The organism is Clostridium sp. C8, assembly GCF_001010885.1.
Classification (GTDB): Bacteria; Bacillota; Clostridia; order Clostridiales; family Clostridiaceae; genus Clostridium; species Clostridium sartagoforme.
In genome coordinates, this window is the sequence record NZ_LBMX01000082.1 from 233,270 (window position 1) to 257,448 (window position 24,179).

23 protein-coding genes are annotated in these 24,179 nt (G+C 26.1%); 3 read left to right on the forward strand and 20 right to left on the reverse strand.

Annotated elements, in window-relative coordinates; all coding sequences use genetic code 11:
- Positions 1-209: 209 nt before the first annotated feature.
- From AAT22_RS12580 to AAT22_RS12590, 3 genes are all read right to left on the reverse strand, one after another.
- Positions 210-929 carry an MBL fold metallo-hydrolase gene (locus AAT22_RS12580; protein WP_047001473.1) on the reverse strand — a complete coding sequence of 240 codons (720 nt, stop codon included), beginning with the start codon at positions 927-929 and terminating at the stop codon, positions 210-212.
- A gap of 47 nt (positions 930-976) precedes the next feature.
- The gene (locus tag AAT22_RS12585) at positions 977-1,591 is read right to left on the reverse strand and encodes a nuclease-related domain-containing protein (protein WP_016206701.1); all 615 of its coding nucleotides are present in this window, start codon (positions 1,589-1,591) and stop codon (positions 977-979) included.
- 132 nt (positions 1,592-1,723) lie between these two features.
- On the reverse strand, positions 1,724-3,439 hold the full coding sequence (locus AAT22_RS12590) for a methyl-accepting chemotaxis protein (protein WP_084820766.1): 1,716 nt from the start codon (positions 3,437-3,439) through the stop codon (positions 1,724-1,726).
- A 363-nt stretch (positions 3,440-3,802) separates the two neighbouring features.
- Here AAT22_RS12590 and AAT22_RS19365 point away from each other — a divergent pair, with 363 nt between their 5' ends.
- The 3 genes from AAT22_RS19365 (at position 3,803) to AAT22_RS12600 (ending at position 5,964) form a co-directional block, all read left to right on the forward strand.
- Positions 3,803-4,519, forward strand: a complete 717-nt coding sequence (locus AAT22_RS19365) for a hypothetical protein (protein WP_207642012.1) — start codon at positions 3,803-3,805, stop codon at positions 4,517-4,519.
- A gap of 309 nt (positions 4,520-4,828) precedes the next feature.
- Positions 4,829-4,996, forward strand: a complete 168-nt coding sequence (locus tag AAT22_RS19445; protein WP_242849821.1) for a hypothetical protein — start codon at positions 4,829-4,831, stop codon at positions 4,994-4,996.
- Between the two features lie 227 nt (positions 4,997-5,223).
- On the forward strand, positions 5,224-5,964 hold the full coding sequence (locus AAT22_RS12600; protein WP_047001474.1) for a cupin domain-containing protein: 741 nt from the start codon (positions 5,224-5,226) through the stop codon (positions 5,962-5,964).
- Positions 5,965-6,086: 122 nt separating this feature from the next.
- Here the strand turns inward: AAT22_RS12600 and AAT22_RS12605 are convergent, their stop codons facing one another.
- From AAT22_RS12605 to AAT22_RS12685, 17 genes are all read right to left on the reverse strand, one after another.
- Complete coding sequence (locus AAT22_RS12605; protein ID WP_047001475.1) at positions 6,087-7,043, reverse strand: metallophosphoesterase; 957 nt, start codon at positions 7,041-7,043, stop codon at positions 6,087-6,089.
- Between the two features lie 165 nt (positions 7,044-7,208).
- Positions 7,209-8,609, reverse strand: coding sequence for a HAMP domain-containing sensor histidine kinase (locus tag AAT22_RS12610; protein WP_047001476.1), 1,401 nt, complete (start codon positions 8,607-8,609; stop codon positions 7,209-7,211).
- Position 8,610: 1 nt separating this feature from the next.
- Complete coding sequence (locus AAT22_RS12615) at positions 8,611-9,315, reverse strand: response regulator transcription factor (RefSeq protein WP_047001477.1); 705 nt, start codon at positions 9,313-9,315, stop codon at positions 8,611-8,613.
- 57 nt (positions 9,316-9,372) lie between these two features.
- A complete protein-coding gene (locus AAT22_RS12620) occupies positions 9,373-10,086 on the reverse strand; it encodes an ABC transporter permease (protein WP_047001478.1) in 714 nt (237 codons plus the stop codon).
- Between the two features lie 14 nt (positions 10,087-10,100).
- Positions 10,101-10,847 carry an ABC transporter permease gene (locus tag AAT22_RS12625; RefSeq protein ID WP_047001479.1) on the reverse strand — a complete coding sequence of 249 codons (747 nt, stop codon included), beginning with the start codon at positions 10,845-10,847 and terminating at the stop codon, positions 10,101-10,103.
- A 3-nt stretch (positions 10,848-10,850) separates the two neighbouring features.
- On the reverse strand, positions 10,851-11,762 hold the full coding sequence (locus AAT22_RS12630; protein ID WP_047001480.1) for an ABC transporter ATP-binding protein: 912 nt from the start codon (positions 11,760-11,762) through the stop codon (positions 10,851-10,853).
- Between the two features lie 611 nt (positions 11,763-12,373).
- Positions 12,374-12,862 carry a CarD family transcriptional regulator gene (locus AAT22_RS12635; RefSeq protein ID WP_016206690.1) on the reverse strand — a complete coding sequence of 163 codons (489 nt, stop codon included), beginning with the start codon at positions 12,860-12,862 and terminating at the stop codon, positions 12,374-12,376.
- A 233-nt stretch (positions 12,863-13,095) separates the two neighbouring features.
- Entirely contained in the window at positions 13,096-13,491 is a 396-nt protein-coding gene (locus tag AAT22_RS12640; protein WP_016206689.1) for a hypothetical protein, read from the reverse strand.
- Positions 13,492-13,802: 311 nt separating this feature from the next.
- Entirely contained in the window at positions 13,803-14,699 is an 897-nt protein-coding gene (locus AAT22_RS12645; protein WP_047001481.1) for a GNAT family N-acetyltransferase, read from the reverse strand.
- A 102-nt stretch (positions 14,700-14,801) separates the two neighbouring features.
- Positions 14,802-15,347 carry a GNAT family protein gene (locus AAT22_RS12650; protein WP_016206687.1) on the reverse strand — a complete coding sequence of 182 codons (546 nt, stop codon included), beginning with the start codon at positions 15,345-15,347 and terminating at the stop codon, positions 14,802-14,804.
- Positions 15,348-15,429: 82 nt separating this feature from the next.
- Positions 15,430-16,260 carry a pentapeptide repeat-containing protein gene (locus AAT22_RS12655; protein ID WP_016206686.1) on the reverse strand — a complete coding sequence of 277 codons (831 nt, stop codon included), beginning with the start codon at positions 16,258-16,260 and terminating at the stop codon, positions 15,430-15,432.
- 129 nt (positions 16,261-16,389) lie between these two features.
- A complete protein-coding gene (locus AAT22_RS12660) occupies positions 16,390-17,325 on the reverse strand; it encodes an ABC transporter substrate-binding protein (RefSeq protein WP_016206685.1) in 936 nt (311 codons plus the stop codon).
- 34 nt (positions 17,326-17,359) lie between these two features.
- Positions 17,360-18,388, reverse strand: a complete 1,029-nt coding sequence (locus AAT22_RS12665; RefSeq protein WP_047001529.1) for an ABC transporter permease — start codon at positions 18,386-18,388, stop codon at positions 17,360-17,362.
- 45 nt (positions 18,389-18,433) lie between these two features.
- Positions 18,434-19,942, reverse strand: a complete 1,509-nt coding sequence (locus AAT22_RS12670) for a sugar ABC transporter ATP-binding protein (RefSeq protein WP_016206683.1) — start codon at positions 19,940-19,942, stop codon at positions 18,434-18,436.
- Positions 19,943-20,048: 106 nt separating this feature from the next.
- Positions 20,049-21,506 carry an ATP-binding cassette domain-containing protein gene (locus tag AAT22_RS12675; protein ID WP_047001482.1) on the reverse strand — a complete coding sequence of 486 codons (1,458 nt, stop codon included), beginning with the start codon at positions 21,504-21,506 and terminating at the stop codon, positions 20,049-20,051.
- A 10-nt stretch (positions 21,507-21,516) separates the two neighbouring features.
- Entirely contained in the window at positions 21,517-22,533 is a 1,017-nt protein-coding gene (locus AAT22_RS12680) for a histidine kinase (protein ID WP_047001530.1), read from the reverse strand.
- 10 nt (positions 22,534-22,543) lie between these two features.
- Positions 22,544-24,160 (reverse strand): response regulator, encoded by a 1,617-nt coding sequence (locus AAT22_RS12685; RefSeq protein WP_047001483.1) that lies wholly within the window; start codon positions 24,158-24,160, stop codon positions 22,544-22,546.
- Positions 24,161-24,179: the final 19 nt, after the last annotated feature.

Here is a 24,179-nt window from a genome sequence, read left to right on the forward strand (position 1 = left end):
ATAACTTATTATACATGTATTAATTTATATTTTTACAACACTCAACTCTAATAATTATTATTTTTAGAAAAATACTATTACTTATATATTATACCATATATAAATTATTTATTAGTTTTTAAATCATAAAACTAAAATAAAAAAAGATTATGAAGTTCTACTATTTTCTTCATAATCCTAAAACTATATTTTTACTTCCATTAAAAGAGTTATATTTCTTTAAGTGATTCTATTATATTATTTTCATATATTCCACCGTGATAACATATTATTTGATCAATATCATATTCTAAAAGCTTTTTAATAGATTTTTTAGCTTCATTTATGTCCAAAGTATATTGTGGCAATGCAATATCTAATTTTCCATTCTCTAAAACTACAGCATCACCGGCTATTAATGATTTGCTTTCTTTATGATAAATTGATATGTGCCCTGGCATATGTCCTGGTGTAGAAACTATTTCTATTCCTCCACAAAAATCAAAACAATCTTTATCCTTTAACTCCATATCTACCGTACAACTTTCAATTGACTCTAACATTGCCTCAAAGTTTCTTGCACCTTCCTTTTCTTCTTCTGGTAAAGTATTATATATAAACTTTGCTTGTTGTAATCTTAATGACTTTTTGTCACCATTTATATACGGAGCTTCTTCTTTAGATGCTAATATCTTTATGTTAGGATATTTTCTCTTAAATGCTGTTAAAGATCCCATATGAGCGAAATCATGATGAGTTATAATTATTTTAGATAATTTTTTAATATTAATTCCATCTCTAACTGCAGTATCTTCAATCAGTTCTAAAAAATTAGGATATCCACAATCTATTAGAATCATTTCATTTTCATCTTCTATTATAACTGGATATAAAATATTAATTTCATTATTAGAAGTAAATATTACCTCTAATATATTAATCTTGCTCATAATACCCCTCCTAAAATATACTACGATATTATAAATTTCGTATCATTTTAATAAGTCTTTCTTATCCTTTTAACATGCTTTTTTCTTTCTCTAGTACTATTTATATTGGCTCTTTTTACTAAATTATATATTTCTTCTATTTCTTCTTTTGAAATTTTTATATCTGATGAATATCTTTTTATAAATTTCTTGAGCTTCTTTAATTGAATCACTGGAGTCTCCGCTTTTACTTTTTTTAGCTTTGATTTATCTGTAAATACTATTATTGAAATAAATATATCCTTCTTATGTAAATACTCTTCTAAAGCTTTTACATGTCCATAATTTTGTCTTATTGGATTATAAAATTGATTTTTATTTCTATTTATAATTTGCGTCCAGTATTTTGAATATTCTTCCCCATATATTAAGCCGCTATAATCCTTCGTTTCTATTACAAATATTCCCTTTTTCCCTATTAAAATATGGTCTATTTGGCTTGTACCAATATCTCTTTTTATCATTATATCACTTAATAATTTGTATCCTGATAATTTACTTAAAATATTATTTACTTTTTCTTCACCTAAATTTATTTTTTTTCTAGATTTTATTTTACTAATTATAATTAGTACTACTATTATTAATAGCATTGTAATTATCATTATCTTTTGTATGTTCATATTGAATCTCCTAGCTTTACTTTAACGTCTTGAATTTTTACTTATATTTTATAATTTATAATATTCTTTGTAAATAAGAAGAAAAGAAATTAAAAAATAGAGATAATTTAATATCTCTATTTAAATAAATAGTTAAATTTTAAATCTTTGTATCATTTCATTAAGCTTTTGAGCTAATTCTGCTTGACTTTGAGCTGTTACAGCTACTTGTTCTATAGCCTTTGTAGTTTCATCCATACTTTCTTTTATTGTAACTACTTCTTCACTTGAACTTTGAGATGATTCTGCCATAGTTTGTACAGCTTCACTTACTTGTCCTGCTGTAGCTGAAATTTCTTCTGACATAGAAGCAATTTCATCAGACATTCTACTTACTAAATCAGAATCACTATAATATTCATCCCCAGTTTGTTGATATGCGTTAAATTGCTCATTTACATTTTTATTTATAAATTCCAATATATCTTTTCCTGTATCTATACTAGTTTTAAATGCAAATTGAACCTGTTTAATAGTTTCCTGTATATCTATTACTGATTTTTTAGATTCTTCTGCAAGTTTTCTTACTTCATCTGCTACTACAGCAAAACCTTTTCCTTGTTCTCCTGCTCTTGCTGCTTCTATTGCTGCATTTAATGCAAGTAAGTTAGTTTGTTCTGCTATGCTTCCTATAGTGTCTGCCATAACCTTTATTCTATCTACTACTTTCCCGTCCTCAATGGCTTTTTGCATATTTTTTTGCTTTTCAACATATACATTCTTTGTATCTAAAATTATTTGCTCACTATTACTTTTAGCTTTGATAGCTCTTTCTTTAGACTTATTTGCATTATTACTTCCTTCCATAGCAGTTGATGCTAATATTTCTATACTTGAATCTACTTCTTGTACAGAAGCACTTATTTCTTCAGCTGTAGCACTTGATTCTTGAATCCCTACCGTTATATTACTTATTGATTCATCAATAATTTCTGCCTTTGACAATAACTCCTCTGCTGTTGCTGAAAGTTCTTCTGATGCTGCACTTATATCTTGAGAATTATCCATAATCATTTTTATTAAATTATTTACATTTTCCTGTGCAGTATTTAAAGCAATTCCTGTTTGTCCGAATTCGTCTTTGCTTATAATGACAATAGGACTTGAAAAGTCATACTTTGATAATCTTTCAGCAAGGTCTTTTATTTTATTTAATGGTTTTGTTATTGAATTGCTTATTACTGTAGCAAAAATACTCATTAATATATATAGTAAAATAGTAGAAATTATTATTATGTACATTATTCTTTTGTACTCTGATATATTATTTGAATTAGCTACTTCAGCTAAATTTTCATTTATATCAATACTTTTTTGTAATTTATTAAACATAGATTCTACTTTAGGAGCAACGTCTGAATTATAAATATTAATTGCTTCATCATATTTATTATCTTGTACAAAGCCTATTGCTTTATTTCTTAAGTCCCTATAACTTTTTAATTCATTCTGAAAATCTAAATACAACTTTTCTTCTTCTTCAGTAAATTTTATCGCTTCATATTCCTTCATGTATGTGTCATTTTCTAGTTGTATTTTGCCTATAATGTTTATTTTTTCTTGCAATTTATCTTTATCCTTTATATAAATCATCTCAATTAAAGTACTATTATCATAATTTAAATTTGCTTTTATTGAAGCTAAATTTTTTATAGAAATTAAATTATCACTATAAATTAATTTTGCATTCTTATTTATAATTCCAGAACCTATTATTCCTTGAACACCTATTATCAATGCTGATATACTTATTATAGAAAATATAGTAGTTAACTTTTTATTTACTGACAAATTCATAAAAAACTTCATTTGTTTCTTCCCCCTACTTTAGTTACTTATTCAATCATTTCTTAAAAATATATTTCTATTTATCACTCCTTTCTTATTTTAAATTTATTTTCCCAAATTTATTTGCTGAGAAAAATATATTATTATTAAATTATTTTAGTTGACAAAACTAATTATAACTAAATAATTAATTAAATGTACACAAAAATTTTCTTATTAAAATATAATTTTCCTATCCTAGAATTTTTTATTAAATCTATAGTTGAGAAAATTTCATAACATATATTTACAGTTACAAAATTTTATAAAAAAATAGAGACAAACTTCACATTTTGTTGTATAAATTAATTTGCGAAAAAACCTTAACAACAGGAGTGAAGTAATATGTATCATAGAAGTATTTTAACAGAAAAATCAAAAATAAACCAGTTTTTATTTGAACTTGGATTTTTCTTATACTTCTGTAAACCTGTGTTAAAGCATATTGAGCAATTTATCAAAGGATCTATACAAAAAGGTTATAAAGGAACAGTAACTGATATCGTCCTGTTAAGCCTTGCCGATTGTCATAGAACTACTTTTGGTAAATTTTTAAGTGAAGGCAAATGGAATATTAATTACGCATGGAAAGGCATTAAAAAGTTTGTTGTAAAAAGAATTTTTGAAAATTCTTCTGATGATAACCCTATATTTGCAATTTATGATGATACTATTTCTGAAAAGACTAAGCCCTCGTCAAAGGCTGAAAATACAATTCAAGAAGCAAGTTTTCATCATTCTCATTTAAAAGGCAAACAAGTATATGGGCATCAGTTACTTGCTACTATGCTTTCCGATGGTAAAAAAGTTTTGCCATATTCTATTGAACGTTATGAAAAAGGCAAAAAAAGCAAGATACAAATGGTTTGTGAAATAGTGGCTAAGCTTCCTTCGCCTAAAGGCAAAGCCTACGGTCTATGTGATTCGTGGTTTACCAATAAAGATGTTATAAATGCTCATTTTCAAAAAGGATACCATCTTATTGGAGCACTAAAAACTAACAGAGTTATCTATCCTAAAGGAATTAGCATTCAAGTTAAGGATTTCGCTCAATATATTTAAAAGAATGATGTTTACCTCGTTACAGTAAACAATTCTAAATATTGGACTTATCGTTACGAAGGAAATCTTAATGGTATAGATAATGCTGTAGTTTTATTTTGCTGGCCTGAAAATGCATTTAAGAAAGATAGAGCACTACATGCATTCTTATGCACAGACACTGAACTTAGCACTAAAACAATCCTTGAGTATTATAGCAAACGTTGGCCAATTGAAGTTTTCTTTAAACAAACAAAGAATAATCTTGGATTAAACTCTTACCAAGTAAGATCGACTAAATCTATCGATAGAATCTTAGTCCTAATTTCTTTGACTTACATTTTCTGCTCAATTCAAGAAAATGCTAAAGATTCTTTTGCTAAAGGCTTAATAATTTGCAGAAACAATGTTAAAAAAGATAACATTCAATGGATTTATGATTGTGCTAAAAACAATATTCCTATTGAAACTGTTTTAAAAACTATGAAAATTGCTTAGAGCGTAGTATAAATATATACTGTAAAAATTTGTATCTAAAAATTCTCAACTATAGTTTTAACGATTTTATGAAAAATCATAAAATAATCTTTTCATAACTATTATTTTAATCAACATTAACTTTAAATTATATGCTTCAAACTTTTATATCAGTTTTATCAACATTTTCACACTCTTAAATATCTAGCATATATTAATGCTATACATCTAAGAAAGGAATGGTAAATATGCATAATGAGTATTATGGGTATAATTTACCTTATTACCCTAATACACCAATGTATAGCTTAAACAATATGTATAGAAGCTACAACTATCCTTATTACCCTGATATGCTAATGTATAATAATCCAAATAATATTTATAGAGGATATCCACATCCTTATTATATTAATACTGCAGCATACAGTCCAGAATTCTATAATCAATTTAGTGATCAATATGTTCCTTTTACTAATGGAAGAGATGCTTATTTTAGATCTGATATTCAGGAACCTGAAGATAATAATTTAATTAACCTAATGGATTATGGTCCAGAGCCATTTGTAGTTAATATCGATGAAGCTACTAAACAAAATAGTAATTTCCGTACTGCTTTATGGACAGGAACCCATCTACAAGTTACATTAATGAGTATTGAAGTTGGCGGCGAAATAGGCCTAGAAATGCATCCTGATACTGATCAATTTATAAGAGTTGAAGATGGTATGGGAGTTGTTAGAATGGGCAACGATCAAAACAACTTAGATTTTGAAAGAAGAATTCGTGATGACTTTGCTGTAATGGTACCAGCTGGTACTTGGCACAATATAGTCAATACTGGATCTAAGACACTTAAAGTATATTCTATTTACGCACCCCCTCATCATCCACAGGGTACAGTTCATAGAACAAAAGCAGATGCAGAAGCTGCAGAAACTGAAAGTTCAAATGTAAATAACACTAGAAATACTCGTAGCTATTGGTAAAAGAATCAACTTTTTCATAAAAATTTTATTAAGTAATAAGGATAATAAAAAGCCCAAAAGTATTGTATTTATATACTTTGGGCTTTTTATTATATTTGTTTTTCAATTTATATTTAACTTAATTATTGTTTATTAATTTCCTTAGTAAATATCCATTGCTTTTCTTTAATATTTCTACCTTTAATAGTAACATTATTTCCATTTACTTCAATATAGATTCCCTTAATATAATCTGATTCTATTCTTCTACCACCTTCACTATTTGCATCACGTATAATAGTATAATGAACAGCTCCTGTATTAACTATTGTAAATGGTTTATCTAAAACTATACTATCTTCTTCTAAATTTCTATGAGTATGAGAGGCAAACATTATTACTTCTGGATATTGTGATAATATTTCTTTAATTTCTTCGCTTTGCTTAATACCAATCCATGAACCATTTCCATAATCTAATGGCTGATGAAAAAACACAAATATTGGTTTTCCCTTTTGATAATCTTCAGCTAGCTTTTCTTTAAACCACTCTAATTGCTCATTTGATATAAATGCTGTTACAGAATTAATAGTTTCAGAATTACCATCTTCTGATCCTAGTGATATAAAATGATAGTTTTTTATCCAGGTATCATGATATACTTTTTCTTCTCCTGAGAATTCAAGATATCTATTTATAAAGCTCTCAACCTGCTCTGCTGAGTTAGTTTCAATATTATAATCAAAAAACTCATGATTTCCAATATTCTTTATTATTGTTTTTGGTAGCAAATCATTATTTTTCTTCAAAACATTCTTCATAGAATCATATTGTTTATCTAATCCTTGATCTACTGAATCACCATTTAACACTAATGCATCCATACTAGGATTTATTGTATATAAATCATTAATAGCTTCTTGAAAGTGATCAATATTCTCATGAACGTCTCCTAATACAGCAAAAGTCAGATCTGCATTTGATGTTGATACCTGAGTAATCTTAGCAATAGGTTTAGGCTTATTTATATATATAAACGCTATTACCCCTATAATAAGAGCTATTATAATTGTAATAATTATTAATTTAAATTTTTTCATTTTATCACCTCTGTTCTATTAGTTATATGTATAAAAAATGAGCCTTAAATAGCTCATTTTTTATACATATTCTAAAACATTTTTAATATTTTTCTTATAATATACTTATATTATATCCAATTCAATAATTATTATCAATTAATTTCGATTATATTTCATAGATAATTAATTCTTTAAAACTATAATTATTTTAGTGCCTAATCCAACTTCACTTTCTATATTAATTACTCCATCATGACAATCTATTACTTCTTTAGCTATTGCCATTCCAAGTCCTGAGCCATTATAAGCTGAACTTGTATTTACGCCTCTATAATATCTAGTAAAAATATTCTTAAAATCCTCTTCTTTTATTCCATAGCCATTATCTTCTATTATTATATTTATATTATTCTCTTTCTTTAAAACAGAAACGATAACAATAGTATCTTTAGAATTATGTTCTACGGAATTAATTATAAAATTATTTATAGCTCTCTTTAAATATTTTTTATCACAATCTAATATTATATTGTCATCATAATAATTAAAATTTATTTCTCTGTTGCTATACTTACTATTATTTAATAAATCTATTATACTTTCTTGTAATAAATTAATTAAGTTCTCTTCTTTAAATTTAATAGGCAGTACTTTATTCTTCAATTTATAAACTAAAGATAAATCATTCACTAACTCTTGAATATAGTTACTGTTATCTAAAATAGCAGTACCATATCTTTTTGCTTCTTCAATATTTATTTCATATTGATCTCCCTTTAATAGTTCAGCATATCCTTTGATTGAACTTAATGGAGTTTTTAAATCATGACTAATATTAGCTATCCATTCTTCTTTTGCTTTATCTGCTTCTTTCCTTTGAAGCTCATTCTCCTTTAAAATAAGTGATAAATTATTAATATTCTTACTTACTTCTTTAAATATTCCTTGCTTATTTTTCTTATTTATATATATTCCATTTTTTAAATCATCAATATCTTCAACAACTGATACCATTGGCTTAACTAAATTCCTACTAAATATGTACGCCACAATAGTCATTAGAATTAATGAAAAAATAATTATTGAAATATGATATTTAAAACTTTCATCCGTAAGTGTCATTTTAAATCTGAAAATTTTATCTATTGGAAACCCAATTAATAATGTATAGTTCTCATTTCCTTTAGCTATATTATTGGTAGAAATAGTAGTAGGTGCACTACTTCCCCATGGATCTTGTATAAATTCTATTAATTCTGCCGTAAGATAACTATTTGGTATATTTTCAGGTTTATTTACTTCATATACTTCCTTATTTTCTTTATCTAAAACCTGTATCCATATATTATTTTGAGTTAATTTATTTATATTATTATCATCTAAACTAAAATCATTACCTTTTTCAAGATCTTCTATATATTGTTCCATAAATTTTGAAATATTAAATGATACACTAAAAACTTTTTCTCCAAAAGTTATATTACTATTATATATTACTAAGTTTAGCACTACATAAACTGTCATAGTTATATAATAAACTATGATCATAGATATAAGTAACTTAATGGTTAATTTTACTTTCATACTAATCAACTAGCTTATAGCCAATCCCCTTTAAAGTTTTTATATGCTTTGGATCACTTGGTTTATCTTCTAGCTTTTCTCTCAAATGTCTTATATGAACCATAATTGTATTATCATATCCATCATATTCATATCCCCAAACTTCCTCACATAATGAGCTTTTACTAAATACTCTATTAATATTTTTGGCAAGAAATAAAATTAGTGAATATTCTTTAGCTGTTAGTGATATATTTTCTTCACCTTTTTTTACTTCTCCTGTTTCCTCATTAATAGATATATTTCCAAAAGTATATATATTAGTTTTAATTTCACTTACTAAACTACCTCTTCTTAGTTGAGATTTAACTCTAAGAACAACTTCTTTGATATTAAAAGGCTTAGTTACATAATCGTCTCCACCAGCTTCTAGCCCCTTAATTTTTTCTTCATCTTCACCCATTGCAGTTAAAAATATTATTGGACTCGTAGAAAATTTTCTAATTCTATCACAAACTTTATATCCATCTATATCAGGTAAATTAACATCTAAAATTATTATATCTGGATTTTTTTCTTTAACTGATAATATTGCATCTATGCCATTATCCACTTCATATATTTGTCTAAATCCTTCTTTTATAAATACTTCTTTTAATAATGTTAATAATTCTCTTTCATCATCTACTAATAATACTTTCTTATTTAATATTTCATCCGTAATCATGATGTTAACTCCTTTTTAATATTTAATCTATTAGTTATATTTTACCATAACTATTTTTTATTTTATATCTGACTTGGTAAAGCTCATGAAATCTAGAAAAAACATCAAAATAGATATTAATATGGATATACATAGTATTATATTTCTTTCAAAATCACTTATATTTCCTCCAAATATCATAATTGAATATGTCCAAGGAGCATAAATCCAGAATCTACTTTGTGCTATAAATATATTTGTAATCAACATAATAATTCCAATTGAAATTAATGGTATTATACTTGAAAAGTTTCTCCCAATTATAAATAATAAAATTAATATAGGCAAAGTTGTTATAAAAATTTGCATTCCGTATGATAATATTTGGAAATTGAAACTTATACTTTTATTCAAATAAAATTCAGATAAAACTATACAAGTAATATATGATAATATTGAAATACTTAATGCAATCAACATCACTTTGTATTTTGAAAAATAAATACTACTTTTCTTAATAGGTAAAAGCATTAATTGTTTCCAACCACAATTATCATTTTCAACTTTAGTTATCACACATGCTGTATATATATTTTGAAGTGGTAAAAGGAATGATAAATAAGCAATTGCTGAAAACATAAATATTTCTTCATTAATACTTATTCCAACCATACTCCCCATTGTCTGTATTCTTTTCATTATTGCTAGTACTACTGGTATTGGGATAATTATAGCTAAAAATAATAAATAGCTCTTTTTAATTTTTAACAATTCTACTTTTAGTAATTCCACGTTTATCCCTCCATCTAATAAATTTTCTTATTATTAAAATAAGCTTTAACTAACAAAGAGCCTATTAATAATATAGATATTGATATAATTAAAACTAAAGTTATTTCATTTTTCCCTTGAGTTATTGAAAATAAGGAAAATCCATATGGATTAATATTTTTAATAAAGAATCCATTATAATAGATATTTGAAGAAACAACACTTAGCACTGCTGATATGCATAAAGATATAAGTAAATTTTTATTTTTCAAATTTATAAATAAGTGTATAATCATTATTACTAATGATGATATTAATTGTATTACAAACATAACGATTAAAAACTTCCATGGTATTGGCTCTTTAAACTTAAATATTATTCCTACTATTATTAAGGAAATCATATTTAAAAGTAGCATTATTGTAGAATAAAAGCTTGCTACTATATATTTTGATATTAATATATTACTCCTTTTTATTGGTTGAGTTAATAAAAATGTCCATGAATTATTTTTATATTCACTTTCAAATAATGTAACTAAAATCAATGCAGCAAACATAGGCATAAAATCATTGAAATACAGTATTCTTTGTTCTTTAATTAGAACTTGCCATGATGTTAAACCTTTTTCCATAGCTTGAGGTAATAGCCAACTTTCATATCTTATAAAAAAATCTATACATAAGAGGGCTGCTACACCTAGTGGAATTGCTAATATAAATAGAATTACTAGATTTCTTTTTTCTTTACTAAATTCATTTTTTATTAAATTTACTAACATGACTTAAACCTCCTTAGTTAATCCTAAGAATATTTCCTCTAAAGAGCTTTTTTCTTGTGATAAATAGTTAATATCATATCCTGCCATAATAAGTTCTCTACAAATGGTAGATGCAGATATACTATTTCCTTTAACTTTTAATGTTCCATTATCCTCTTGAACTTTATACTTTCTAGAGATAAGTAGCTTAAATACTAACTCCTTATCCTCATGATTTTCTAGACGTATTAATACTTCATTAGTTGAATTTTTCTTTAAGTTATCTAATGATCCTTGATATAATAATTTCCCTTTATTTATTACAGCTACTTCTGTAGCAACTAATTCAATTTCACTTAATATATGACTTGAAATAATTATTGTAATATTTCTTTCTTTAGCTAAATATTTTATTAAATTCCTTATTTCTATAATTCCGGCCGGATCTAATCCATTAGTTGGTTCATCTAAAATCAAAAGCTTTGGATTTCCCATAAGTGCTTGTGCTATTCCTAATCTTTGTTTCATACCTAATGAAAACTCTCTAACCTTTTTATTTTTAGCATTCCATAGACTTACTAATTTTAACTTTTCTTCTATTTCACTTTTACTTAATTTTAGTACTCTTCTTAATATATCTAAATTTTCATAAGCTGTTAAATGTCCATAATAAGAAGGACTTTCAACTAAAGCACCTATATTCTTTAATATTTCTTCTCTATCATCCTTAATTGATTTTCCAAAAACACTTATTTCTCCACTATTAGGTTTTATTAATCCTAATATCATTTTTATAGTTGTAGATTTTCCAGCTCCATTTGGACCTAAAAAACCATAAATTTCTCCTTCTCTAACCTTTAAATTTATGTTATCTACACTATTTACATTATTAAACTTTTTAATTAAATTTTCTGTTTTAACAATATATTGGCTCATAACTACTCTCCTCTTTAACTTTATGAGCTAATTATATATGGCCAATCTTAATGTTGATTTTAGCTATCCTTAATTCTACCTTAATTTAATATCATCCCTAAGGCCCAACTATTTTCCAATTATATATTAAGTTAAGACTTCTAAATTTGTTGAGAATAAATTTGTATATAAGAGCAGTATTTTCTATAAGGTTGGTATTACTAATGGATATGAAATTATTAATATAATTAAATATGAAACTACTAAACATGATAAATTTACTTTAATTAAAATTTGTAATTTGTGATGAAATTATAATTGATTTGATTTATTAAGTGTGTAGAACTGAATTTTTTGATATGACTTTTAAAAAAATAACTTTAAAATGGCTGCTTCACAATAATTGTGTAACAGTCATTTTAAGTCTAGATCATTTATATATAAGTTATAAAAATATAAAGAATGTATTATTATTTTCTTATTAATATAATTTGTACTTAACTTTATATTATATATATAACCTTATATATTTAACTTAAATTATATATCCATAATTATTATATAACATTTAACTATAAAATATAGGATTTTGATTTCTAGACCTATAAATGTTATAAATTATTAATTTAAATTTACATATTACTTTTAATATAATCTTGTACTTCATCTACATTAATTGCTAATACTATTGCCATTTCTTGATATAACTGCTTTCTAGCACTAAGCATAATATCTTCATCTGTTTTATTAAGTTTTTTACCTATTAAACTTTTTTCATTTTCTTCTAATTTTATAGAGTTTATAACCTTTATCAGATCCTCAGCATTTCCTTTTTTAATGATAGCCTTATATTCTTCAACTTTCTTTCTTGAATCTTCTATTTCAACAATTTCATTTTTAGAAATTTCTCCAATTAAATTCATTATTTCAACTTTTGTCATAAGCTCTCTCATTGATATTTTTTTATTGTTTACAGGAATCTTAATAGTCATCCTATCATTATAAACTGGAGATAAAATATAATACTCCAATTCCTCACTTCTCAAGGTCACTTTTTCTATATCTTTGACCATACAAACTCCATTTGAACCATATACAACATAATCATTTATCTTAAACATAAATTTACCTCCTTATGTATTTGATTTATAATGAAAAAGGTAGTCCCTACAGCTAAAAACTTTTAGGAACTACCTGTTGTATACTAATTATAACACAAATATATTAACATTTCTCAAAATCCTTCTAAATAATATAAATATTTATCTAATTTATTATAAAACATACTTAATTATATATAATCCCCATTAATCTCCTAAGTAATAAATTAATACATGATAAAATACTTATTTTACTATCCCTCTAATTTAAATTCCCATATACCATTTTCAGTTTTTTCTACTGAAACTTTATATATTTTCTCTTTATTTGTAAGATCAATATTAAATTGTTGACTATTAAATGTATTATTATTCTTATCAGTAACGCTTAATACAAAGTCATTACTCATTATAAGCAGTTTCATATTATCTCCATATTTTATTAGGCTACTATCTGCATAACTAGCTCCACCAGACGAATTATTTGTTTTATAACCAAAGTTTTTTATAGGCTCTTTACAATTATTGAAAACTATAACATTATATTCCCTTACTTTATCTCTACTTTTACAACTTGAACATCCTATAAAGAAAATACTTACTACTAATAATAAAATAGTACTAATTAAAACTATTAAATTCCTTTTCATACATATCTCCCTTCCCGTTATATCTTATATAATAATTGAATATTTATAGTAAGTCAATAATATTTTATTGTTTTTCAATAAAATATTATCCTTTTAGAATATATTTCATACTTTAATAGTTAAATTTTAACCTACTGAAAGATATACTTTATTAAGAAACATAAATCAATCTGAATCTGTGTAAGTTTTATTCGAATTTATAATTAAAGCTAAAAAATAAAAGAGTTCTCAAAGATAACTTATAGTTTTCTTTAAGAACTAGTTAAATTCTAATACATAATACTTTCTTTAATACTATAAATACATAAGATTTAAATATTTACTTCATAATAATTCATGATTGATTGCTCTTTAAATCCACAAGCTTTATATAAATTCAATGCATTTTTATTTCTTATTTCCACATCTAAACCAACTGTATTTATATCTTCTTTCTTTAAGTTATTCAAAACTTCTGTTAATGCTGCCTTTCCATATCCTTTATTCCTAAATTCAGGAATTATTCCAAATCCACTAATAAAAGCTGATGTTAATTCTTTGTCAACTTTTATCTTACCAATTATTTTATTATCTAATTGAATTAAATAAGTTATAATATTATTTTTTTCCTCATCTTCTGGTAATATTTGTTCGCTACTAGCTAGTCCAAAGAAAATTTCATTTAAATTTTCTATTTCACATATATCTTTATTTTTTGCATCTTTTAAAATAATATTTTTTTCACTAGGTTGTGCACTCCAATTTGTACATTTCATTCTGCACTCAGAAAATGAATAGTTAGATTTTATACTTTTTATAAATTCATTTGCAGCTTTTGATTTATCATCACAAAGCAATAATATATTGTTAAAGTTCCTTTTTTTACATTCATCTAGTGATATACTTAAAAGCTTAGAAAATATTCCTTGCCTTCTGAATCTTGGATGAACCATTCCATTTATTTCTGCAATATTTCTTCCAAAACTTGATATTCCTAAATAACCTATTAATTTATTATTTACATAATATAAAAACTCATTTATATCATTAGGAGATTTTTTATACTCCTTATAAACTTGTGCTCTATACTCTAATTCAAGCTTTAAATTTACCTCATCTTCTTCTATACAAACATCTTCTAACTCTTTTATTCTATTATTTTCTTCCTCATTTATATATTTTTTTATAATAATACGTCTATCTAATAATTCATTATTTACATTATCCATTAATTTCACTCCAATTTAAGTTTATTTTTTTATTTCTTCTTCATTTACGCTATGTATAAAAAAGTTTATTTTGAATTTAAATATTTTTTATATTATATCAAATTATTCCGAAAATTTCCCCATAATAACTGTATTATACCAATTACCATCTTTATGAATACGATCATTTATTAATAATCCCTCTTGTACAAATCCATATCTTTTATATATCTCAATTGCTTTTTTATTTGTTTCTACAACTGTTAATGATATCTTTTTAATTTCGGTATTTTTTACGCATATTAGTACACTTTCTATAAGTGCCTTACCAATTCCATATCCCCAATATTCTTTTAATATGCATATTCCAAATTCTGCTTTATGTCTAAATTTACTTAATTTACTTCCTTCACACCTCGTGAATCCTACTATCTTTTCCTCTGCCTCTGCTATTAAAAATATATTTGTTTTAGATATTGAGTCTTCATAAATAATTCTTTCAAAGTCTTCTTTGGTTAATAACCCTTCCCCTGATTCCCTATCAAGATTTTCTGTTTCTCCATCTATCTTAACTCTTAATTTAGATAATTCTTCAGCATCTTCTTTTATTGGACAGCGAAGTATATACCTTAGATTTTTCCCTTTTATTATTTTATCAGTAATAACCATAAAATTCCTCCATTAATATTATTAATAAAAAAATATCGTACTATCATTATAAGTAATACGATATCTCTTGCTATTTATTCTCTTATATTAACCAATGATTTGGTTTGCTAAGGGATTCAGGTAATTTTGTATTAACATCACCTTTAGCACTATTAATTTGAGCTTGGGTTATAAAAATACTATTTCTTAAATTAGCTCCGCTTAAATCTGCATCTCTTAAGTCAGCACCAATTAAATCTGTCCAACTTAAATCTACATTTTTTAAATTTGCTGCAATTAAAAAGGCCCCACTTAAATTTACACCTCTTAAATCCTTTTTTCTAAGATCAGCTCCCATAAGATTTAAGCCTCCGCCTAAAGCTTTTTTACCTTTTAATGATTTTTTATCACTATTAACTTTTAACCTTAGGAATTCACTTGTTTGCAAAAGCAACTTATTAACTCCCATTCTAGTTAATATTAAATCTAATTTTATAATTGACTTTGCTTCTAAATTTGTTATATTCTTTATTTCATCTATTTTTTTAATCAACATTTCTTTATTAATATTGTTATTATATTGCAATCTAACAGCTTCATTAAGGTACCAAAGCATTTCATGAAGTTGCTTCATAATAATGAAAACATCAAACATTTGCTTTGAAGATTCAGGCTTTTTCTTCCAATCATGTCCCAAATAAGTAACTTGAGCTACCTTTTGACCTGCACCAATACAGTCATACGCTATACAGCCCTTTAATCCTTTTTTATTTAGCTCTCCATGAACTTTACATTTAAAATCTCCTTTTAAATTAATGCAAGGTTTTCCTGCATCTTTATTTACAGGGAATCCATCAATAGCTGAAAAGTATAATGCAACACAACATAGCCCAAAACACTTTTCACAGTCAGGCTGTAGCTCTTTATAATTCATTTTTATCCATCTCACATTCATAAAATATATTATGTTAATTATATCATAATATAAAATAAAGTTGTTATGAATTTACCATAACAACTTTATTTTTTCTTCGGGCTGGAATTTATTTGAATATAATAGAGATTATAAAGCTTCAGCGTTTATAACAGAAACTCCAGTATCAACATTTTTCTTCTCTATTTTTTCTCCTGCTAATACTTTAGCAGCAGTTTTCATACCTTCATATCCCATAACATCTGGATTTTGAGCCATTGTACAAAGAAGATGTCCATTCTTTATTAATTCAAGAATCATATCTGACTTATCAAAACCTACACCAATAACTTTTTTACCTGATTCTTGTATAGCGTTACCTGCTCCTACTGTTGAACCTTCATTAGCACCAAATATACCTACAACACCTTGAGTAATATAGTTAGCAGCAATTTCCTTTGATTTTGCAGCATCACCTTCACCATATTGAGTTTCTAATATTTTAAAACTTGTACCATCAAAAGCTGAACGGAAACCTTTTTCACGTGCTACAGTTGAAGCTGTTGCAGAGTTAACATTTACTATACCAATGGATCCCTCAGTAACTCCTGCTTTCTTTAAAGCATTTATCATTTCTGTTCCTGCTGTTTTTCCTGCTGCTTCATTATCTGTTGCTAATGTTTGTTCTGCTGGAAAATCTGCTGCAGAGTCAACATAAATTATTTTAACCCCAGCATTTTTAGCTTCTTCTAGAGCTTGAGTTACAGCATCTGGTCCATTTGCTGCTAAAAGTATTGCATTTGCTCCTCCTGCTACTGCATTATTAATTGCTTCAATTTGCTTAGCATCGTCTTTAACATCTGGTGCTAGCCAAGTATATTCAATATTTCCTAGTTCTCCAGCAGCTTTTTTAGCCCCTGCATCTACGTTAACCCAATGTTGATCCATTTGGTCCATAGTAATTAAATATACTTTACTCTTTCCTTCTGACTTACCGCCAGTTTCTTCTGCTTTTCCACTACATCCTGTTAATACTGTTCCTAAAACTGTTAATCCTAAAACTAATGATATTAATTTCTTTTTCATTAATAAAACCTCCTATTTTTAATTAAAGCTTTCGCTATAATTTCTCAACTTTATTTTCATTATTTTCTATTACCCTCTTTTTATCGTTTGTTAATTTAGATCTTCTAAATTTCCCACTTCTAAGTATTATATCTAATAATACAGATACAACTACTATTATACCAATTACTATATTTCTTATAGCTACTGGTGCACCTACAAATTGTAATCCATTTTGTAATACACCCCAAATGGAAGCTCCTATTACAGTTCCAAGTAAAATACCTTGTCCACCAAGGGTACTTACTCCTCCTATTACGGATGCTGCAACTGCATACATCTCATAGGTATTACCTGCATCCATTGTTCCCATCCCACTTGTAGCACATATAACTAATCCAACTATACAAGCACAAAATGCACTTACAACATAAGCTTTTGTTGTTGTAGCTGCTATATCTACACCTGATAGCTTAGCTGCTTCAACATTACTTCCAATAGCATAAATATGACGACCGGTACGAGTTTTACTTAAAATAAAATTGAAAACAACCCATAATAAAATTGCAATCCAAATTGTATTATAAAGTCCTAAGGTTTTCCCATAATAAAATAAATTTCTAAAACCTTTTGCTGCATTACCAATTGAATCTGTATTATAGTTATTATTTACAATTTGAGCTATACCTCTTGCTATAGTCATTGTACCTAAAGTTGCAATAAATGGTGGCAATTTACATTTTGCTACTAATGCTCCATTTAAAACGCCTAGAAGTAAACAACATACTAATGTAATTAATACAGCAAGCATAGGCCCTACACCCTTAGTCATAAGAGTTGCTGCAATCATACAGCTCATACCAACTACTGAACCAATTGATAAATCAATATTTCCTGTTATTAAAACATAGGATTGTCCAATACCAATTATTAGTATTGGTGCTATTTGTCTAAGTAAATTACCTACATTTTGACTTGAAAAGAAAATAGGATTTAAAATACCAAACACTACACAAAGAATAATAAGCCCAAAGGTTACTGTAATTACTTGCCCCATACCTCTCACTTTAAATAATTTTCTCATTGCTCCTTGTTTTTCAACATTTTCCACTTTTAACCCCTCCTTAGCTTAATTAACTAAATCCTTACTTTCAAATTTAGTAGCGTATTCTAAAATTAAATCTTGGGTAGCGTCATTTATATCTAATTCTCCTGTTATTCTTCCATCACACATAACTAAGATTCTATCACTAATTCCCATTATTTCTGGTAATTCAGAAGATATAAATAATACGCCAATTCCTTCTTGCTTTAATTTGTTCATAAGATTATAAATTTCAACCTTTACTGCAACATCAATACCTCTAGTAGGCTCATCAAAAATTACAACTCTTGAATTCCTAGCTAACCATTTACCAACAACGATTTTTTGTTGATTACCTCCTGAAAGACTTCCAGCATTCAATTCTATACTAGCTAACTTGACTTTAAAATCATTAACTGCCTTATTAGTCATTTCTTTTTCTTTTTTCTTATTTACAACTCCAAATTTACTACAAAGTAAATCTAAATTTGGTAAGGAAACGTTTTCTCTAATGCTTAATTTTGTACATAATCCATCTTTTTTTCTATCTTCTGGAGCAAGAACTATTCCTGCTTTAATAGCATCTAAAGGTTTATTTATCTTAATATTTTTACCATCTAAAATAATTTCTCCAGATTCTTTTGGATCCATTCCAAAAATTGCCCTTGTTGTTTCTGTACGTCCTGCTCCAACTAAACCTGCTATACCAACAATTTCTCCTTCATATAGATTAAAATTAACATTCTTAACTGATTTTCCAGACCTTAAATTTTTTATCTCTAAAATCTTTTTCCCTCTCTTACATGTTACTCTTGGGAATTTTTCTTTTATTTCTCTTCCAACCATGTTAGAAATAATTTCAGTCATTGTAGTATCTTCAAAATTCATAGATGTAATATATTTTCCGTCTCTCATTATTGTAACTCTATCAACTATATGTTGAAGTTCTTCTAATCTATGAGATATATATACTATGCCACAACCGTCTTTTTTTAACCTTTCAATAATTTCAAATAACTCATCAATTTCTCTAGAAGTTAATGCAGATGTAGGCTCGTCCATTATTAATATTCTTGCATTTGTTGAAACTGCTTTAGCTATTTCTATCATTTGCTGCTTAGATACTGAAAGTTCTCCAACTATAGTATCTGGTGGAATATCAATATTCATTCTATCTAAGATTTTTTTTGCTTCCTTATTCATTTCTTTATTAGAAAGAATATCTAAATGAGATTTTTCACGCCCTAGAAAAATATTTTCTGTAACAGAAAGATGTGGGCACATGCTTATTTCTTGATGAATAATCGCAACTCCTAATTCTTGGGCTTTTTTAGGAGTTAAATTTCCAACATTTTCTCCTAAAATTTTTATTTCACCATAATCTCTTGTATAAACACCACTTAATATTTTCATAAGAGTTGATTTACCTGCACCATTTTCTCCTAGTAGTGCCATAACCTCTCCAGCTTTTAAATTAAAGCTTACATCATCTAATGCTTTTACCCCAGAAAAGCTTTTTGTTACATGCTTTGCCTCAACTATATAATCCTCCATTTAAACCATCCTCCCTACTGCTTCTCTTAACATCTTTAGTATAACATTTCATATTTTTTACAGTAAGGGGGCAAACTTTGGATTTACAGGGTCATTTTTTTGTTCTTTAAACGTTTACTTTATCTATATAATTAAATTCATTTCTATCATATTCATTTCTTACTTTTCCCTCTTCTATAACAATAAGATGATCACCAAGAATTAATGAATCTTCAAGAGCTATTCCAATAATAATAACAGTAATACCTCTTTTTTTAAGTTCATTTATCAAGTTAATTATATGTTTTCTTAAATACATATCCGCGCCATAAAAAGGCTGAAAGCAAAATACTATTTTAGGATTGTATAAATGAATTCTATAATAAATAAGACTATATAAAGCTGTAAGTGATAAATTTGAAATATCTTTTTCATATATATCTTTTCCTACCAAAGGTTCATATTCATTTACAATACTTTTTCTAATCCTTCTACTTAAAGAGATTCCATTTTTCTTCCTATCTATTAAAAAGCATAAATTATCCATATAACTCATCTCTTCAAATATCATATTTTTAATTGGTTCTTCTCCAATAAAAGCTACACCATTTTTTATAATATTAATATGTTTTTTCTTAAAATAATTATTTCCTTCAAAAAGCAAACTTCCTTTGATTGGTTGTAAATTTCCATTAATAAGGCTTACTATTTCTTCTAGTGCTGTATTACTTAAATCTAAAATTATTGTGCATTGACCTTTTTTTATTTTGAAGTTCATTCCTTTTAAATTTTTAGTCCATATATTTTTAAATTTTAATATTCCTTCCTTATTTTCTTCTATAAACTCATTGATCTTAATTTCATTAAAATCAATAATATAAGGACCAATCTTTTCTTCAGTAAAGTCATTCTTGTTTAGTATTTTTTGTATCCTTCCATTTTCAGATAAGTATAGTCTATTGCATATTTTATAAGCTTCTTCATGATGGCTACATATATAAATAAAGGCTATTCCAGCCTCACAATAATATTTAATAATATTCTGAAATTTTATTAATTCAGTTGAACTTAAATAATTACTTAAGTCCTTAACTACTATTAGCTTAATTCCTCCTATCATAGCTTTTAAAATTTCTACGACACATCGTTCAAAAGCTGATAATTTACGTACTATTTTATTTCCATCAATATTAATATTCAATTCAGTCATAAATATCTTAAGTTGAGAGTTAAGTATATTTCTATTAATTAAATACTTTTTGAATCCTTTACGAATTACAAAAACATTATCTGAAACTGTTAAATCATCAACTAATCTACTTTTTTTATCTATAATAGCAACCTTATTCCTCCTTTGGCTGCTATACTCATAATTATTTATCAAAACTTCATCAAAATAAACCCGGCCATAATGTATCGGGACATTTTCACAAAGCAATTCAATAAGCGCTTCCTTGCCATAGTCATTAAGAAATATTAGTCCCATGATTTCCCCCTTTAAAACACGTAGATTAAAGTTATCTAGGACTTTTCTTTCTTCCTTAAATTGAATTATATTTTCTAATCTCAATATTTCTTCACTCATAAAATTACCTCTAGAAACCTTCTATTAATGGTAGGGTTATTTCAACATCTGTTCCTGCATTAACCCTACTATAAATTAATATTCCGTACTCTTCTCCAAATAAAAGCTTTATTCTTCTATTTACATTAACTAAAGCAATGCCCCCTTTTTTTTGGTTATTTATATTAATATTATCAAAGGAAATTATATTTAACTTCTTGTTTAACTTTTTAAGTAACTCTTCTTCAATCCCTGATCCATCATCTGAAATAGTAATTATCATACGATTTTTAGTGGTTTCAATTTTTATACTAATATTTCCATTAGTAATTTTTTTCTCTATTCCATGATAAATGGCGTTTTCTACAATTGGCTGCAAAGTTAGTTTTGGAATTTTATATTTTAAAATCTTTTCTTCGTCTTCTCTATTTATATCTATTTTTAAATTTACTCTTTCTCCAAATCGATATTGTTGAATAATATAATAATTTTCTATATTACATAACTCATCTTCTAAACTAACTAAGTTTTCCACATTAGAAATTGTGTAACGAAAAAAAGTTTCAAGTGCTTCTGTCATTTTAGCCACACTATCTAATCCTGCACTTAAAGTTTCACCTCTGATTCCTTCAAGAGTATTATATAAAAAATGTGGGTTAATTTGATTTTGTAATGCAAGATATTCAGCTTGTTTTTTTGAAGCAGTAATTAATTCCTTTCCTTGAATAACCTCTTTAAATTTTTTAGTTAGCTCTTCTATTTCAGGGCTTAGAAATGTATTTTGATCAAATATACCTTGTATAGTATAACCTTTAGCAAAAAGTTTTAACACCTTAGAATTCTCTTTATATGGTACATATATATACTTATAACTTATATAAGAAATAATAATAAAAATAATATAACTAAGCCCTACAACTATCACATATTTTTTTTCTATAAAGGATATAATCATAAGTATTGTAAGTAAACTAGCTATAAAGCTTTCCATAGTAATATACATATATAAAATGTTTTTTGAGATATACTGCTTTTTTTTATTTTTCATAATTACTCCTTTATGAATATAATTTTCTATATTCATTTGGCTTTATTCCCGCAATTTTTTTAAAACTTTTTGTAAAATGCTTTATATCACAGTAACCTACCTTTTCACATATTACTGCTATGCTTAAATTTGTTTCTTTTAAGAATTCTTTAGCCTTATTCATTCTTGTTTCTGAAAGATATTCTAAGAAATTTTTCCCACTTTCTTTTTTAAACAGGTGACTAAAATAAGATGAGTTAAATCCAACAAAGGAACTCACTTCCTCTAAACTTATTTGCTTCATATAGTTTTGTTTTATATATTCCTTAGCTACACGAATTGGTTTAGTATCAGCTTGCCTCTTGCCTTCAATAATTTTATCTAATGACTTTAAAAATTTATTTTTTAAATATTCAAATATTTCTTCAACAGAACCACAATTATTAATGTATATACTAAATTCATTACTAAATTCATTTTTATTTTCTATTTCCATCATATTATTTCTTACTAAAATAACATATATCTTGAAAATTTCATTTACTGAATCAATTATCTCCTCTCCTGATATGTTTTGATTTTCTACAAGCATTTTCTTAAATTCATCTACAGATGCTATTAATAAATCTTTATCTAAAATTTCAATGGACTTTTCCATAGATTTATTTAATTCACTAAGAACTCCTGTAATATATTGATGATTATCTCTAATCTCAACGTTTTCAATTAATTTTCCTCTTCCTAATAATATTCTTTCTTCCATTGCATAATAAGCTACTCTAAAAGATTGATATAGCTTACTTAAGTCTTCAACTATACTACCTATACCTAGAGTTACCTCTAAATCCATAAATATATTTTTTTGTATTAATAGTTCATCTAAAGCTAATTTGAGTTTCTTTCTAATTATTTTCTTACAACTTTCTTTATAATTTAAAATACAATATCCTACACTATCTTGAAAATATATTTCTAAATCGAAACATTCTGAAAATAAATGATTATTAAATATGTCTGTGGCCTTTGACTTCAAAATACTAATTTTATTTTTTTCTATTTCTTTAACTCCAAGATCTATTTTAATAGTAACTATTTGAAAGTTTCCTTCTTGAAATTTATAATGATATTCTTCATTTATATTTTGAATTTTCAAATCTAAATTTTGTATAGATTTGTTAAGTAATATCTCTGTGAAAATCCTAGATCTAAGCTTCTCTATATCAACCTTAAGACGAGCTTTTAGCTTTTCTTCATTAGTAAGCTTATTCATTCTATCTGCATATTTCTCTTTCATCTTCTCTAGATTATTAATAAGTTCTTCCTTTTTTATAGGTTTTAATAAATAATCACATACCCCATACTTAATAACCTTTTGTGCATATTCAAATTGTGCATATCCACTTATTATAATAAAATCAATATATTCATTTATTTCTCTACAAAGTCTAATTAATTCTATTCCATCATATCCAGGCATACGGATATCAGTAATAACTATATCAGGTTTCTTTTCTTTGACTTGTTCTAATGCATCTATTCCATTATGTGAAATCCCTACAACCTCCATATCTAATTCATTCCAGTCTATAAGCTTATATATAAGTTGACATACCTTTACCTCATCATCAGCAATTATAACCTTCATCATAATAAAATTCTTATTCTCC

Coding starts and splice junctions, on each gene's coding strand:
- AAT22_RS12650 (WP_016206687.1), bottom strand. CDS start 15,347: ATGGTTATTACTGATAAAATAATAAAAGGGAAAAATCTAAGGTATATA.
- AAT22_RS12660 (WP_016206685.1), bottom strand. CDS start 17,325: ATGAAAAAGAAATTAATATCATTAGTTTTAGGATTAACAGTTTTAGGA.
- AAT22_RS12675 (WP_047001482.1), bottom strand. CDS start 21,506: ATGAGTGAAGAAATATTGAGATTAGAAAATATAATTCAATTTAAGGAA.
- AAT22_RS12615 (WP_047001477.1), bottom strand. CDS start 9,315: ATGATTACGGATGAAATATTAAATAAGAAAGTATTATTAGTAGATGAT.
- AAT22_RS12665 (WP_047001529.1), bottom strand. CDS start 18,388: ATGAGAAAATTATTTAAAGTGAGAGGTATGGGGCAAGTAATTACAGTA.
- AAT22_RS12655 (WP_016206686.1), bottom strand. CDS start 16,260: ATGAATTATAAAGAGCTACAGCCTGACTGTGAAAAGTGTTTTGGGCTA.
- AAT22_RS12625 (WP_047001479.1), bottom strand. CDS start 10,847: ATGTTAGTAAATTTAATAAAAAATGAATTTAGTAAAGAAAAAAGAAAT.
- AAT22_RS12680 (WP_047001530.1), bottom strand. CDS start 22,533: ATGAAAAATAAAAAAAAGCAGTATATCTCAAAAAACATTTTATATATG.
- AAT22_RS12605 (WP_047001475.1), bottom strand. CDS start 7,043: ATGAAAAAATTTAAATTAATAATTATTACAATTATAATAGCTCTTATT.
- AAT22_RS12630 (WP_047001480.1), bottom strand. CDS start 11,762: ATGAGCCAATATATTGTTAAAACAGAAAATTTAATTAAAAAGTTTAAT.
- AAT22_RS12590 (WP_084820766.1), bottom strand. CDS start 3,439: ATGAAGTTTTTTATGAATTTGTCAGTAAATAAAAAGTTAACTACTATA.
- AAT22_RS12635 (WP_016206690.1), bottom strand. CDS start 12,862: ATGTTTAAGATAAATGATTATGTTGTATATGGTTCAAATGGAGTTTGT.
- AAT22_RS12640 (WP_016206689.1), bottom strand. CDS start 13,491: ATGAAAAGGAATTTAATAGTTTTAATTAGTACTATTTTATTATTAGTA.
- AAT22_RS12685 (WP_047001483.1), bottom strand. CDS start 24,160: ATGATGAAGGTTATAATTGCTGATGATGAGGTAAAGGTATGTCAACTT.
- AAT22_RS12610 (WP_047001476.1), bottom strand. CDS start 8,609: ATGAAAGTAAAATTAACCATTAAGTTACTTATATCTATGATCATAGTT.
- AAT22_RS12645 (WP_047001481.1), bottom strand. CDS start 14,699: ATGGATAATGTAAATAATGAATTATTAGATAGACGTATTATTATAAAA.
- AAT22_RS12585 (WP_016206701.1), bottom strand. CDS start 1,591: ATGAACATACAAAAGATAATGATAATTACAATGCTATTAATAATAGTA.
- AAT22_RS19365 (WP_207642012.1), top strand. CDS start 3,803: ATGTATCATAGAAGTATTTTAACAGAAAAATCAAAAATAAACCAGTTT.
- AAT22_RS12670 (WP_016206683.1), bottom strand. CDS start 19,942: ATGGAGGATTATATAGTTGAGGCAAAGCATGTAACAAAAAGCTTTTCT.
- AAT22_RS12580 (WP_047001473.1), bottom strand. CDS start 929: ATGAGCAAGATTAATATATTAGAGGTAATATTTACTTCTAATAATGAA.
- AAT22_RS12600 (WP_047001474.1), top strand. CDS start 5,224: ATGCATAATGAGTATTATGGGTATAATTTACCTTATTACCCTAATACA.